We start from the raw sequence: 15,435 nt of genomic DNA, 5'->3' as shown, positions 1-15,435 counted from the left end.
GGCTACAGGCCGAGCCGGGTCGGCAACCACAACGAAAAGGATGGCACCAGAACCAGCACCACCAGTGCAATGCACAGCACCAGCAGATATTTGAGCATAGGACGCGCCACAGCCTTCATTTCCGTGCCGGTGATGGCGCATGTTGCAAACAGGCCCAGGCCGACCGGCGGCGCGAACAAACCCAGGCCCATTGCGACGACGATCACCGTGCCGAAATGCAGCGGGTTGATGCCGAGCTGCGTGGCGATCGGAGTAAGCAGCGGGCCGAAGATGATGAGCGCGGGTGCGCCTTCGAGCACCGCGCCGAACACGATCATGATCAGCACGGAAAGCAGCAGGAACATCGTCGGGCCGTATTGATGCGCGAAGGCGATCATCGAATCGGAGACAAGCGCGGGAATCTGCTCGATGGTCAGCGCGAACGACACGCTGGAGGCCGCCGCGACGATGAACAGAATGCTGCTCGCCATCGATGCCGAGCGCACGAATACCCGTGCAACCGATTTCGGCGTGAGTTCGCGAAAGGCCAGCCAGCCGACGATAAGCGCATAGACCACGGCGAATGCGGACACTTCGGTCGACGTCGCGATACCCGACGTCACGCCCTTGCCGATCATGGTGATCATGACGAGCGCGACCAGCGCGCCGCCGAGCAGCGGCATCCACGCGCGCGGATTGGTGAGCGCATCGGCGAGATTGATGCGGCGCCCGAAAATCACCGCGACGATCGCCAACGCCACGGCAAGGACGGCTGCCGGCACCACGCCCGCGAGGAACAGCCCCGCGATCGATATGTTCGCGACGAAGCCCATGATGATCATGTTCACGCACGGCGGAATGGTTTCGGCCATCACGGCGCTGCAGGCGAGCAACGCTGCGGCTTCGTTCGGGTCTTCCTTGCTCTGGCGCACAGCCGGCATCACGACACCGCCGACGGCCGCGATATCCGCAAGCTTTGAACCGGACACACCGGAGAAGAAAGCCGTCGCCATGATCGTGATGAGCCCGAGGCCGCCGCGCACGCGCCCGAAAATTCGCAGCAGCAGTTCGATCAGGCGCGACGACATGCCATTGGTTTCCATCAGCAGGCCGGCTAACACGAAGAACGGAATGGCGAGCAGCACGAAATGGTCGGTGCCGGCCATTACTTGTTGCGAGTAGACGAGCATCGGCAGCGAAGGGTCCGCGATGAAATACAGCAGCGCCGAGAACGCGAGCACGAAGCCGATCGGCACGCCGAGCACCAGTGCGCCGATGAAGCCGGCTATCAGCAGCGAGCCGGGCTTGATCGCGTGAGCGGGCACGGAGGCGTTCCATGCGAACACGGCCGCCGCGAGCAACAGGCAGCCGATCAATGTGCCCAGCACGGTCTTGCGCGCGCCGTTCACCGCGTTCGCGAGCGCGAAGATCGTCATGAATACGCTGCCAATGACGAGTGGATACACGTTGATCCACGCGGGGAGGCCGCTCGGCGTCATCTGACCGTAGGAATCGACCAGCAGCAGGCACGACGACACGCACAGATTCCCCGCGACGCCAACGATTACCCAGTGCCCCACATGAACGAGCGCGGGTTGCCAGCGTCTTGGCAACATGCCGCGAAACAGGTCCACGCCGACGTGCTGGCTGCGCGCAAGCACCGTGGCGGCGCCGAAGAACACCAGCACGATCATCAGCGCGCCGGCGACTTCCTCGGCCCAGTCGAAAGGATCATGCAGGAAATAGCGGTAGATCACGGAGAGGAACACCACGAGCACATCGGCCGCGAGCACCGCCGCGCACAGGTATTCGATCCAGCGCATGAGACGGGCGAGGCCGCGCGCGAGCACGGTCTCATGACCGAAGCCCGGTGCGGCGAGTTGCGTTTCCGGTCCGGGCGTCGCGGACAATGTGGTCATGATGTGCCTGCCTCGTTAGCCGCGCGCTGCGGCGATTGCGCTGAAGAGCGGGGCGGTCGAGGGATACTGCTTCGAGAAGCTCGCGTACAACTGCGACTGCATCTCGCCGCGCGCGGTATCGCGGTCGGCCTTCGACATCGGATAGAACGTCATGCCGCGCTTTTTCAACTCCTGCTCGGCGCGGGCAGCCGTTTCGATGGCTGCGACGCGCTGCTTCACCGTCGCGTCTTGCGCCGCTTTCTGAAACGCGGGGCGCAAATTCTCCGGAATCTTCGCCAGCGCACGGCGGCCCATCGCGACGACGAGCGGGCTGAACACATGCTGCGTCTGCCAGCACGACTTCACCACTTCGTCGTACTTGCTCGCTAACACGGTCGCGCAGTCATGCTCGAAGCCATCGACGACACCTGTTTGCGCGGCCATGTATAACTCGCCGATCGGAATAGGCGTCGGTACTGCGCCCATCAGCTTGAAGGTTTCCATAAAAGCGGGCGTGGGCAGCACGCGCAGCTTCACGCCCTTGATGTCGGCAAGCGATTGCGTGGGCTTCTTCGTGAACACGTTGCGCGCGCCGAACGAATAGCCCCACGTGACGACCGAGCAGCCCGCGCGCTGTTGCAGCATCGTGTCGAACGTTTTGCCGACGGTGCCGTCCATCGCGCGCCCGACATGGTCGAAGCTGTCGAACACATAGCCCAGATCGAGCATGCCCAGCTCAGGCAACACCGTCGCCCAGATCGACGAGCCGGTGACCATCATGTCGACGGCGCCGACCTTCACCTGCTGCACCACGTCGCTTTCCTTGCCGAGCTGGTTGTTCGGGAAGTAGTCGATCCGGATCTGATCGCCGACGCTCGCCTTCAGGTTCGCAGCGAGGTTTTGATACCACACGTAATGCGCGGCGTTTTCGTTGGGAGGCATGGACGACGACAGCCGCAACGTGGCGGCGGGCTGCGCACGCACGATCGCGGGAAACCCCGCGCCCGCGGCGGCAAGCGAAGCTGCCGAAGCCGTCTGAAGGAACCGTCGCCGGGAATTGGAATACATGGTGTTGTCTCCTGAATGCCGCTCTGAGCGCGGACGAGTTTGTCGGGCGCGGCAAGACAGAACGCGCGACTGTATCGATTTAGTGTATCGATACAGTAAATCGCGGCATCGCTGGAACAAATGGGCGTTTACCCGGGTCACGTTGGTTGACGGTGACGCGGCGCGCCCAGACGCACAGCATAAAGCGACGGCGGTCCAGCCATGAGTAACCGGTTCGCGGCTCCCGATGGTCAACGCCGCATCAAGCTGCGTGGGTTAGATTTCTTTGCCGATGGCCTTGTCGATCGAATAGCGGCCTGCGCCCTTGAACGCGATATGCAGCGCAAGCAGGACCGGCATGACTGACCGCATTTTTGTCGTTGCCCGTCTTGAGATAAAGAGTGGGAGATGGACAACTGCATTCGAGGTCGATCAATAATGAGCGAGCGAAGGGGCTGTAGACGGGCGCGGTGTTGCTTGCCGCCCAACAGTGCGTCACCTGGAGATCGCTGTAAGTCGGTTTAGCTCCGATAGCGGTGTCGTCAGACGATTCGTTGCATCGTGAAGGAGCACCGGCTGCGCGCCGGGCGGACCGCTGCTGCACGGTGGAGCGCAATGTTTGCCCTATTTCGACGGACGATAATGAGTCGGTACAAATAATGCTGACGCATTTGCAGCCAGGTCGGTTGCATGCAGTTATCGTTGATGCAAGACAAGGACTACAACCGGGGTAACGATGACTTTGAAAAAGTACCCAATGCGACTCTTTTTATGGCTGCTGACGCCCGCCCTCTTTTTGCCGACACCGGCATTCAGTCATGCACTGGACCAGGAAATGGCATGCGAGGGCACGCCGCATGACTTTGTCGAGGGACTGGTCAATCTGCAATCGATTGAAACGCCAGCGAACCGCGTTCAGCCGGATTCAGTCAACGCGTTTCGCCCAACCCGCGGTGCACATCTGACTGCGTTCGGTTTTCGGGTGAAGGTGATTTTTGGATATCAGCCCGGCGATCCGCTTTTCGAGGCCGGCACCGGCAAGCCAGCGTCCGAACCGCTCTATGGCGTGGTCGTGTTCGGCTCGTCCGAGTCGGTGCAGCGGGAACTGGCTGCGGCGGGCAGCCATGCCGTCATTCATTCGGTGATTCCGATGGTGCTGACCGCAATTGTCTGTGCGCAATGACACATGACGAAGCGCCGCGCCTGGCCAGCTCGACCGGTGGCGGATACGTTCAATCATGCCAGCGCCAACGGCACCCGCGAACGCGTCGTGCAGGCGGTGGAGACCGTTGAGCAGGCAACTTTTGAAAGATTTCGATTGCGGTGGAACTGTGTATGTTTGCTAACAGTAGAGCATTGGCTGTCGCGCTATTAGACGCGAACCCCGCTGCGTGTGCAGTGCTCGCTCGTGACTTGACCGTAATTGAAGCTAACGTCCGTTTCAGCGACCTGTTCGACTACCGCCCGTCACCGTCGGTGTCCACCAGTTTTGTTTCTCTCGTCATCGAGAAACTGCCGGTTCTGTCGAGGGAGGCGTCGCGAGCAGAACTCCTGGCGGCCGCGGCCCGAGCACTTGAAGAATGTCGAACGCAGAGCGTCGTCATTGCCGACGCTGCGATCGATGTGGACGTCGCGCAGGGTGCTGCTGGTTCTGAGTCGGGCATCACGTGGTGGATCGAATTCAATCCGCTCGCCGTGGAAGATGCCATCGGCATGGCGCCGGCGATGGTGGTGCTGGTGAAGTCCAAAGACGCGACGGGCGCAGTTTCGCCGGCAGGCAGAAAGTTCGAGGGCGCCGCCGCGTCCGGGAACGATGACAGTTCGACGGCGACGTCGGATGTCGCCGCCCGTGACGATTCGGAACTGCGTCGATTGCTGTTGGAGGCCCGATATCACGCGCTGGTGAAGGTGGCCAGCTCGGCGGCCTACGTGTGCGACGCCATGGGCAGATTCGTGGTGCCGCAACCTTCGTGGGAAAGCTATACGGGGCAGCCTTGGGAGAAGCACCAAGGTTATGGGTGGGCCGAAATGATCCATCCGGACGATCGGCTCGCTGCGCAGACAGCGCTGAACAAGTCTCTCGAAACAGACGGGCCGTATCGCGCGGACGTCCGGCTGTGGCACGCCGCATCCTCGACATACAGGCGTTGCCAGATTCGCGCGGCGGGCTCGCATGACGAACGCGGCGCGATCTACGAATGGGTGGGGATGATTACCGATGTCGAAGAAACGCTAATCAACGCGCAAAGTCTCACGGAAGAACGCGAGCGTCTTGATCTGTCGATTCAGGCAGCCGAAATCGGCACGTTCCATTGTCCGATCCCGCTGGACCGGATCATCTGGAACGTCAAGTGCAAGGAACACTTCTGGCTGCCTGCAAACGCCGAGATCGGCTTTGACCTGTTCTACGCAAGGATTCACCCGGACGACAGGCAAAAAACCCGGGACGCTGTCGAGAAGGCTGTCAACGAAGGTGTCCCCTACGACATCGAATACCGAACCGCTTCGCCATCGGGCGATATCCGGTGGATTCGAGCCAAGGGAAAAACACATGTAGACCAAGCGGGTCGGCCGTTGCGGTTCGACGGCATCACCATCGACGTTTCTTCTCACAAAGCGCTTGAAATGGAGCGCGACCGGCTTCTGACAAACGAGCGGCTGTTGCGGTTAGAGGCGCAACATGCCAATCAGCTGAAAGATGCCTTTCTTGCTACGGTGTCTCACGAGTTGCGAACGCCACTGAATGCGATGCAATCGTGGCTCTACCTTCTGCAGCACGACAACACCGATCCCGACCTGATCGCGCGCGGCATCGAGGCGATAGATCGTAACGTCGAACTGCAAACTCGGCTTGTCGACGACCTGCTGGATCTAAGCCGGATCGCCGCCGGCAAGCTGTTCATCAACTCGAGCGAGGTGGACCTAGTGCCGCTGCTCGTCGCCGAGATCAGTGACGTTGAGTTGGCTGCGCGCGCTAAAGGAGTCGAGATCGTGCCGCGGCTGGCGGATTCGTTGCTCGTGGAGGGCGACCCGCTCCGGCTGCGTCAGGTGTTTTCCAATGTCCTCAGCAATGCGCTGAAATACTCGAAGGCTGAAGGGAAGATCGATATCGTTGCCAGTCGCGCCGGCAATTGGGCAGAGATACTGGTTGAGGACAATGGAGCGGGAATTCCTGCTTCTTTCATCAACCACGTATTCGAGCCATTTGCACAGGCTTCACAAGCGACGACACGCCGCTTCGGCGGGCTCGGTATTGGTCTCGCAATCGCGAAGAGCATCGTGACTCTGCATGGCGGATCGATCACGGCCCATAGTGAAGGCGACGGGCGTGGGAGCACTTTCGTCGTTCACATTCCTTTGCTTGCCGAAGATAGAGAACCACCGGCTGGACCGCCACTGACCGACATAGTGACATCGTCCCGCGACGAGGCGCTCGCCGGCATCAGGCTGCTCCTCGTCGAAGACGAAGCGGACGTGCGCGATGCGATGCTTGCCGTGCTGGAGTCCGCTGGAGCCGTGGCGTGCGGTGCCGAATCGGCGCCCGAGGCGCGTCGGCAGATCGATGCGGTGCAATTCGACGTCATTCTTTCAGACATCGGCATGCCGGACGAAGACGGCTATTCACTTATCCGCTCACTGCGGCAGCAGGGCAATCAAACGCCCGCGATCGCGGTGACGGCTTTCGGGCGTCCCGAAGACAGGGCTCGTGCATTGCAGGCCGGCTTCGACCTGCATATGCCGAAGCCCGTCGAGCCGATGAGCCTCTTCAGGGCCATTCGGGAACTGCTCCGAATCTAGGTTCCCAATGACGTGGGCTGACGCATACCGAGGGCGGCCTACGCTACGAGCGTGATCGAGGTCCTGCGTGCGCGCGCCGCTCTTCTTCGCGTGTGGATCGTTGTGTGCGTCGTTCTCTCGCGGCCTTTTTCTCGGCCGCCCCCTCCGCTTCCGCATGAGTGTCGCCGATTACCTTGCCGATCGCTTCCTTCACCGAGCCTTGCGCTTCACTGGTCTGATTCGTCCTTCCTCGTGGGTGATTCATTTTTTGTCTCCCGTCTTGCACCAAACAGAACCATTGTCTTTCATAAGGTAAGGAAGAGCGGCGCCTGGAAAGTTCCCGACCGACATTCGAACCGGAACTTTGGGCGCTAAGAGGGCTGAATCATTTGCTGTCAACATGCAATTGCCCCCACGCTTTGGGTGCATTTGCGGCTACCGGTCGGTAAATACATCCCTGATAATCTCGCGATACCGAACGTCCGGAAGACCCTGTCCGCACGTTCTTCTGCATGTTGCTGCCGCATATGCCGTTCGGGACGATTTCCATGGCGTGTGCGCGACCCAGGCGGTTGCAACCGGCGAGTTCGCCGGTGCGCCGCCGCGGGCGCTTTCGTCCTTGAACCTTGCCGCGACGCGGCGCCCGAACAGAACAGCCAGCCGCGATGGACGCTTCCGTGCAACGCCCGAAAACTGACCGCCGTCAGCTCCAGCAGATCATCGCAGGCCTGAGCGAAGGGGTCATTCTCATAGAACCCGACCAGAGCATTCGTTGGGCCAATCAGGCCGCCCTCGACATGCATGGAGCCAGCAGCATCGAGGAACTCGGCCGAAATGTGTCCGAGTACCGCCAAAGGTTCCAGCTTCGGTACCGGAACAATCACCGCGTCGAACCGGGCAGCTACCCGATTGATCGCGTGGTCGCCGGTGAATCTTTTAGCGACGTATTGGTGGAGGTCGCACCTGCCGGGCAAGCAGAGCCGCGCTGGGTTCACCGCGTGCGAAGTCTGGTGATTACCGACACGGACGGCGAGCCGGATTGTCTCGTGCTCATCCTGCACGATGCAACCGAGTGGGCAAGCGCGGAAGAGCGCTTCGAAAAGACATTCGGCGCCAATCCAGCGCCTGCCGTTATCTGCAGGCTCAGCGATCTGCGCTTTATCAAGGTCAATCGCGGCTTTGTCGAGATGACGGGCTATACACGCGAGCAGGTAATCGGGCGTTCAGTCTATGAACTGGATGTTCTGGAAAATGCGTCGCAGAAGGAGCTGGCTGTCGAGCGCCTGACAGCAGGGCAGACGATTCCGCAAATGGAAGCGTTGCTGCGCCTCGCGGACTCGGAGTCCACGCTGGTTATCGTCGCCGGACAGCCGATCGATCTCGCCGACGAACCGTGCATGCTCTTCACGTTCATGGATCTCGAGCCGCGCAGAAAGGCCGAACAAGCGCTGCGCCGCAGCGAGGAGCAGTTTGCGAATGCGTTCAGGATGGCGCCGATCCCGACCATCGTATATGCACGCGATTCGCTCACGCTCCTGGAGGCGAATCAGGCGTTTCTCGACGCCACGGGTTTCGCGGCCGAAGAACTTGTCGGTCACACGCTCGAGGAATCGACCTTCTGGGACGCGGAGGATGCGCACGCGAAGATAGAGCAGATGCTCGCCACGTCGGGCAACCTGCGCAACGTCGAGTTCAAGGTGCGCACGCGGGCCGGGCTTGCGGTGGACTGCCTGATCTCCGCCGAGTCGGTCCCCATTCATGGCGACGACTGCGTGCTGATGGTGTTTCAGGACATTACCGAGCGCAAACGCACCGAGGTCGAACTTCTTCTCGCGATCGAAGCGGTCATGCAGGACGCGTCCTGGTTCAGCCGGTCGATTCTGGACAAGCTTCGTCATATCCGCAGCGGGACGGCACCCGGCAAGATCGATGCGGCGATTTCAGACCTGACACCGCGCGAGCGCGACGTTCTCGCGCTGATCTGCGAGGGCCTGGCCGACAAGGAAATTGCCACGAGACTCGGCGTGGCTCCGAACACCGTCCGCAGCCGCGTGAGCACGTTATACGCGAAGCTCGGTCTGCACAGCCGCAGCGAGGCGATTATCTGGGCGCGCGAACATGGCCTGCCGGCTGGCGGCGTTGCAAGCACGCGTCCTGCGGCACGCGCTTCCCGACGTTCTTCCTGACTCCGATGCCGGCACAGCCGGCGTCTCTTTACCTCTCATGGAAAATCAAAGTTCTGACCTCTGTGGCAGTCACATGGACCACCGCGTATCAACCGGCGTTGCCGGCCTCGACGAGATCCTGGCCGGCGGTCTTACGGCAAGCCGGGTCTACCTGGTCGAAGGGCCGCCCGGCGCGGGCAAGACGACTCTTGCACTGCAGTTCCTGCTCGAAGGTCAGCGCCTGGGGGATACCGGTCTCTACGTCACGCTGTCCGAGACCGCGTCCGAGTTGCGTTCCGTTGCGGCGACTCACGGATGGTCGCTCGACGGACTGGCGCTCGTCGAGTTGTTGAGCGACGAAGGGCTCACGCCTGAATACGAACAGACGGTGCTGAATCCGGCCGAGCTCGAACTCGGCGAAACGGTGCGCAATGTGATGCGAGAGGTCGAGCAGGCTCGTCCGACACGTGTGGTGTTCGACAGCCTGTCCGAGCTACGGCTTCTGTCGCAGAGTCCACTGCGTTATCGCCGGCAGTTACTCGCGCTCAAGCGGTTTTTCGGCAACCGGAATTGCACGGTGCTGCTGCTCGACGACGAGACGTCCGACGCCGGCGACGTGCAGTTGCACAGTCTGGCGCATGGGGTCATCAACCTGAATCAGGTCACGCACGAATACGGCACGCAGCGTCGGCGTCTGCGCGTCGTCAAGATGCGCGGCGTTGCCTTTCAGGGAGGTTTTCACGACTTCACGTTGAAAAGCGGCGGCATTCAGGTTTTCCCGACGCTGGTGGCCGGGCATCGGCACGTACAGTTCGACCACGAAAACCTCTCGACCGGCGTGCCGGAACTCGACGCGCTGCTGGGCGGCGGCCTTGCACGCGGAACGAACACTCTGCTGGTGGGGCCGTCGGGCGCGGGCAAAACCACTACCGTGCTCCGGTGTCTGCAGACGGCACTCGAACGGGGCGAGCACGCCGTCTATTATCTCTTCGACGAAACGCTCGGCACGCTACTGCGTCGCGCAGCAGCGCTAGGCATGAATCTTTTGCCTCATCTGGAAAGCGGTCTCCTGTCGATCGAGCCGATAGATCCAGCAGAGCTTTCGCCAGGGGAATTTACTCACCGCGTCCAGGCGGCGGTCGAGACCCACGGTGCGCGCGTGGTGGCTATCGACAGCCTCAATGCATATCTGCAGGCGATGCCTGGCGAAAAATACCTGTTGCTGCAGATGCACGAGCTGCTGACCTATCTGAACCAGCGGGGCGTCATGTCCCTGCTCGTTCTCGGTCAGCACGGGATCATCGGCGAGATCCAGAGCAATATCGACGTGAGCTACCTGAGCGATGCGCTGCTGCTGTTCCGGTTCTTCGAAGCAGAAGGCTCGGTGTTGACTGCGGTGTCGGCCGTCAAAAGCCGGACCAACATGCACGAACGATCGATCCGGCAATTCCGGCTAAGCGACAAGGGACTCGAAGTAGGCGATGTGTTGAGCGACTTCAAAGGCGTGTTGTCGGGACTGCCGTCTTATGCCGGACATACGCCTTTGCTCGGCGCGAATTCCGTCGCCTCCGGGTGAGAAGCCGTTGCCTAAAGCGGGCACATCCCGGTAAAAGCTTGCCCATCGAGCGAGGCGACGCCTCTCGAACACCGCGGCGCGACGGAACATTTCGGTAACATTCGTCCAGTCCCTTAAAATGCCGGGATTGATCCAATGACGCCGGAGCTGGTGATGCGTATCCTGGTGATCGAAGACGAGCCGAAAACAGGCGCGTACCTGAAAAAGGGCCTGGAAGAATCGGGCTATTCCGTCGACCTCGCCAACGACGGCGCCGACGGTCTGCTGCTCGCACAGGAGCAGGACTACGACGTGATCGTCCTCGACGTGATGCTGCCGACAATGGACGGTTGGGCCGTGCTGAAAGTACTGCGCGCGACTCATACCACGCCGGTGCTGTTCCTTACCGCGCGCGACGACGTGAACGACCGCGTGCGCGGTCTCGAACTGGGCGGCGACGATTACCTCGTCAAACCGTTTGCGTTTGTCGAACTGCTGGCACGGGTGCGTACGTTGGCGCGGCGCGGTCCGCCGCGAGAGAGCGAACTTCTCGCGGTCGGCGACCTGGAGATGGACATCAACCGGCGGCGCGTGAAACGCGGCGCAACGCGCATCGATCTGACGCCCCGCGAGTTCTCGCTGTTGCAACTGCTTCTGCGCCGTCAGGGCGAGGTGCTGAGCCGCACGCAGATCGCTTCATACGTGTGGGACATGAACTTCGACAGCGATACGAACGTGGTCGAGGTGGCGATTCGCCGCTTGCGCGCGAAGATCGACGACGCTTTTCCCGTCAAGCTGATCCAGACCGTGCGCGGCGTTGGATACGTAATCGAAGCCAAAGAGCCGGACTGATGGCAGCACGCTCGCTGACCACCACGCTTGCACTCGCATTCGCGGGCACGACGCTGCTCGTATTCGCGCTGGTCGGCAGCGTGCTGTACTTCGCGCTTGACCGCCAGGTGAAGCGGCAGGACGACCTCGATATCGTGCTGATAGCGCGGCACACGCGGCGTCTCGCGCAGGAGCTCAATACGCTCGACGAACTGCGCAGCCACGGCGACCGTCTGACTAGCCAGGTGCTGGGCAACCCGGCGCTATCGATGGAAGTGCGCGATCCGCAGCGCAAACTGCTGTTCGAACACAACACGGCGGCCATTGCCGACGCCACCACGCCGTCGCCTGCGCTCACGAAACGAATCGGCGCCTCGCAACGCATCACCGAAGCGGACATCGCAGAGTGGCGCACCTCGCAGGGCGTGCCGGTGCGCGGACTTGCTGCGGATGCGATGTTGCGCGACGGCACGCCGGTGACGGTCATCATTGCACGCAATATGGCGGACCGGTGGCGTCTGCTCGACCGGTATCGCGATCGGCTGTATGTCGCGGGTCTCGCGGGTATGCTTCTCGCGTTCCTGATGAGCTGGTTGCTGGTGCGCGAGTCGTTGCGGCCATTGCGCGAGATGGCGCGCAGCGCGGCCACCGTCACCGTCGACAAATTGCACACGCGCATCGAAGCCCATGGTGCGCCAAACGAACTGGCGGCGCTCATTGCTTCGCTGAATGCGATGCTGGACCGCCTGCACGGCGGCTTTGAACGGATGTCGCAATACACGGCGGATCTCGCCCACGATATGCGCACGCCGCTTGGCAATCTGCGCGGATCGACTGAAGTCGCGCTGGCACGCCCACGTTCGGCCGATGAATATCAGTCCGTGCTCGCATCGAATCTCGAAGAGTGCGAACGATTGTCGCGCATGATCGAAAGCGTGCTGTTTCTAGCCCGCGCCGAACACCCGCAGTTCGTCAAGACGTTGACCCAGGTCGATGCGCAGCAAGAGCTGTCGCGCATCGCCGAATACTTCGAAGGCGTCGCCGACGAAGCCGGCGTGCAGATTCGCGTAACAGGCGGTGGCCAGTTACGCGCCGACGTCGAACTGTTCCGGCGCGCCGTCAATAATCTGCTTGCGAATGCGCTCCGTTATACGCCGCGCGGGGCCATGATCACATTGGATGCACAGACCCCCGCCGAGGCTCCGCATACGCTGCGTGTGACCGTGGCTAACCAGGGCAAGCCGATCGATCCGGCCTTGCTCGAGCGGGTGTTCGACCGCTTCTATCGCGTGGACCCCTCGCGCAAAAGCGAGCCGAACGCGTCCGGATCTGCGGGTCTGGGTCTTGCCATTGTGCGCACCATCATGGAACTGCATGGCGGCCGCGCGCATGCCGAAAGCGACGCGGCCGGTACACGCTTCATCCTCACGTTTGCGGCCGCTTAGACGGCGAGTTCGGTGGCGCGGTCGCCGCCGTGTTCCCGCTTTCGTCGAGCGACTTGCGACTCCAGCCGCCGCCCAGCGCTTTTAGCAACTGCACGCTGGCATCAACACGCCGTGCGTCGATCAGTTCCTGCGTGCGTTCATTCGTCAGCGCAATGGTTTGTGCGGTCACGACATCCAGGTAGCTCACGGCTCCTGCCTGATAGCGGTTCGTCGTGAGCTTCAATGACAACTCAGCGGCCGATGTCGCGCGTTGCTGGCTGTCCGCCTCGCTAGCCAGTGTCGTCAACGTGGAGAGGTTGTCTTCCACTTGCTGGAACGCGGTCAGCACAGTCTGCCGGTAATCCGCCACTGCGCTGTCGTACTGCGCGTTGGCGCCCTTCAACGAGGCATCGCGGCGGCCGCCGTCGAACAGCGTGCCGGCCAGTTGCGCGCCGAGCGACCAGAAGAGGCTGGGCGCTGTGAGCCACGGCGCGAAGAACGTGCTTTCGAGCCCCGCCGTGGCCGACAACGTCAGGTCGGGATAGTAGGCGGCACGCGCCTCGCCGATCTCAGCGTTGGCCGCCGCGACGCGCCGCTCTGCGGCTGCGATATCCGGTCTGCGTTCGAGCAGTTGCGACGGCACGCCCGTTGGAATTTGCGGCAACCGCACGCTTTTCACTTCACTGGCCAGCGCGAACGACGACGCGGGCATGCCGATCAGCGTCGCGATGGCGTGTTGAAGCTGCGCACGCTGTACGTCGATGTCCGTGTCCTGGCTGCGGGTGCTTTCCAGTTGCGTCTGCGCCTGCGCAACGGCCGATGCGTCGATCGCACCGTCCTTTAACTGCTGTTGCACGATGCTCAAGGCCGCGGCATACGCGGTAACGCTGTCGTCGAGCAGCTTCTTCTGACGATCGAGCGAACGCAGATCGAAGTAGTCGGTCGCGAGATCGCTGGCGACCGACAGGCGCACGGCCTGAAGGTCCGCCTCGCTTGCCTGCGCGTTGTCGCGCGCATAGACGGTCGCGTCCTTTACCCGGCCGAACAGGTCGGGTTCCCAACTCGCGGTGGCGCCCACCGAGTAGTCGGGCACCGTCTGTCCCGCGAGCGAATGCCCGAGCACGTTCTGCGACAACCTCGTGCGCGACTGCGCCGCGCCCGCCGTCACCGTGGGTGCGTAGCCGGCACGCTGGTAGTCGAGCATCGCGCGGGCGGCCTGCAACTGAGCAACCGCTTTCGCCACGGTCTGATTCGACACGTCGACGCGCGCTTCGAGCTGGTCCAGTTCCGCGTCGTGAAAGAGCGTCCACCAGGGGCCGGGCGGTTCGGCATCGGCTGGCGCAGCGACGCTCCAGCCCGGCGCCGCGGCGCCTGCGTATTGAGTGGGCACGGCCGCTTCCGGTTGATGATACGTGGGGAGCGTCGAACATGCGGTCAACGCGCAGGCAGTGACGATAGCCGCGCTGCGACGGGCGAATGGATGAAGAAGAGTGGGCATGATCCGTCTCCTGGATCGCTTAACCGTGCCGTGCCGCGGGCGCGGCGACGCGCACCGGCTGGCCGTCCGCGAGCGCATCGCCCGGATTGTCGATTACCTGATCCGTCGACGTGACACCGGTCGCGATTTCAACGTAGGTGCCGAAGTCCCGGCCGATCGTCACCTTGCGAAGATGCGCGCGACCATCCTGTCCGATCACCGCAACCGTGACACCGTCGGGTCGGAACAGCAATGCGCTCACCGGAAGTTCGAGCGCGGGGTGCTGCGTGCGCAACGCCAGATGAACCTGCGCATACGCGCCGGGCAAAAACGCGCCGTCGCGATTGTCGACGTCGATCTCCACGCGCAGTGTCCGGCTGACAGAATCGATTGCGTCGGCGCTCCGCGCGACAGTCGCTGCAAAGGAGCGGCCTGGATACTGCTGGGTCGTCAGATAGACCTGTGTGCCCGCGGTGACGCTGCCAGCATCGTCCTGCGGCACGTTCACGTAGACGCGCAGGCGGTCCGTCTGCTCGACGTGGAAAAGCTCTCCCGGCGCACTCGCAAGACCCGGCGATCCTCCTGAGGTCACAAGCGCTCCGACATCGACGTTGCGCACGGTGACGACGCCGTCAAACGGCGCGGTGACTTTCTCGTAAGACACGAGCTCGCTCAACCGCGCGACGTTCGCCTGCGCCGACGCGAGCGCGGCGAGTTTCGCGGCGCTGTCGCTCGTCTTTGAATCGGCGTCCTGCTGCGACACCGATTGCGTTTGCAACATCGTCTGCCAGCGCCGCGCGGTGCTGTTCGCGAACGCGTAGTTGGCCTTTGCGGTGGCGACGTCGGCGCGTGCCTGTTGCAGCTGGGCGTCGAGCTCCGGCGTTTCAATGTCGGCGAGCGTTTGTCCGGCTCGGACTTTCGTGCCGATGTCCGCGTACCAGTGCCGAACGTAGCCGCTCGTGCGCGCATAGATCGACGCGTCGGCATACGGCATCACGGAACCGGGCAACAATAGTTCCTGCGAAGCCGGCGCCGGTTTCGGCCGCACAGCATCGACGATCGTTTCGCGCTGTGCTGCGACCTGTTGCGAGAGTTCGGTGCTCGCATGCAGACGCGGCACGATTCCGATTGCAAGCAAGGCCGCTGCAATCGCCAGCAGGGCGCCGGGCAGCAGAAACGCGCGGCGCTTCGTGGGTTGCACGCCGGTGTCGCTGGGCGCGGGTACGGCAAGCTCCGTCGATGCCGTGCCATCGCGGTCCTGCGGAAGGTTGGACTTGGTCAT

General features: G+C 62.4%; 10 protein-coding genes. 6 read left to right on the top strand and 4 right to left on the bottom strand.

What is annotated here, in order from left to right; all coding sequences use genetic code 11:
• Positions 1-2: 2 nt before the first annotated feature.
• Positions 3-1,898, bottom strand: coding sequence for a TRAP transporter large permease (locus BCA01S_RS21535; protein WP_027778697.1), 1,896 nt, complete (start codon positions 1,896-1,898; stop codon positions 3-5).
• 15 nt (positions 1,899-1,913) lie between these two features.
• Positions 1,914-2,945 (bottom strand): TRAP transporter substrate-binding protein, encoded by a 1,032-nt coding sequence (locus BCA01S_RS21530; RefSeq protein ID WP_027778696.1) that lies wholly within the window; start codon positions 2,943-2,945, stop codon positions 1,914-1,916.
• Positions 2,946-3,681: 736 nt separating this feature from the next.
• Here BCA01S_RS21530 and BCA01S_RS21520 point away from each other — a divergent pair.
• The 6 genes from BCA01S_RS21520 to BCA01S_RS21495 all read left to right on the top strand — a co-directional run bounded on the left by BCA01S_RS21520 (position 3,682) and on the right by BCA01S_RS21495 (position 12,697).
• On the top strand, positions 3,682-4,107 hold the full coding sequence (locus tag BCA01S_RS21520; RefSeq protein WP_027778695.1) for a hypothetical protein: 426 nt from the start codon (positions 3,682-3,684) through the stop codon (positions 4,105-4,107).
• A 230-nt stretch (positions 4,108-4,337) separates the two neighbouring features.
• The gene (locus BCA01S_RS37260) at positions 4,338-6,722 is read left to right on the top strand and encodes a hybrid sensor histidine kinase/response regulator (protein WP_052369478.1); all 2,385 of its coding nucleotides are present in this window, start codon (positions 4,338-4,340) and stop codon (positions 6,720-6,722) included.
• Between the two features lie 644 nt (positions 6,723-7,366).
• A complete protein-coding gene (locus BCA01S_RS21510; protein WP_027778693.1) occupies positions 7,367-8,887 on the top strand; it encodes a helix-turn-helix transcriptional regulator in 1,521 nt (506 codons plus the stop codon).
• Positions 8,888-8,960: 73 nt separating this feature from the next.
• Positions 8,961-10,442 carry an ATPase domain-containing protein gene (locus tag BCA01S_RS21505; RefSeq protein ID WP_027778692.1) on the top strand — a complete coding sequence of 494 codons (1,482 nt, stop codon included), beginning with the start codon at positions 8,961-8,963 and terminating at the stop codon, positions 10,440-10,442.
• Between the two features lie 153 nt (positions 10,443-10,595).
• Positions 10,596-11,273 carry a heavy metal response regulator transcription factor gene (locus BCA01S_RS21500; RefSeq protein WP_027778691.1) on the top strand — a complete coding sequence of 226 codons (678 nt, stop codon included), beginning with the start codon at positions 10,596-10,598 and terminating at the stop codon, positions 11,271-11,273.
• A complete protein-coding gene (locus BCA01S_RS21495; RefSeq protein WP_027778690.1) occupies positions 11,273-12,697 on the top strand; it encodes a heavy metal sensor histidine kinase in 1,425 nt (474 codons plus the stop codon). The genes BCA01S_RS21500 and BCA01S_RS21495 overlap by 1 nt, the downstream gene beginning before the upstream one ends.
• Here BCA01S_RS21495 and BCA01S_RS21490 read toward each other — a convergent pair.
• Together BCA01S_RS21490 and BCA01S_RS21485 are read right to left on the bottom strand one after the other, a co-directional pair.
• Positions 12,678-14,174, bottom strand: coding sequence for an efflux transporter outer membrane subunit (locus BCA01S_RS21490; protein WP_027778689.1), 1,497 nt, complete (start codon positions 14,172-14,174; stop codon positions 12,678-12,680). The genes BCA01S_RS21495 and BCA01S_RS21490 overlap by 20 nt on opposite strands.
• Before the next feature lie 19 nt (positions 14,175-14,193).
• Entirely contained in the window at positions 14,194-15,435 is a 1,242-nt protein-coding gene (locus tag BCA01S_RS21485) for an efflux RND transporter periplasmic adaptor subunit (protein WP_027778688.1), read from the bottom strand.

Source organism: Paraburkholderia caledonica NBRC 102488 (genome assembly GCF_000685095.1).
GTDB classification, from domain to species: Bacteria; Pseudomonadota; Gammaproteobacteria; order Burkholderiales; family Burkholderiaceae; genus Paraburkholderia; species Paraburkholderia caledonica.
The sequence above is the reverse complement of the archived record's forward strand: the minus strand, read 5'-3'. Positions and strand labels throughout refer to the sequence as shown.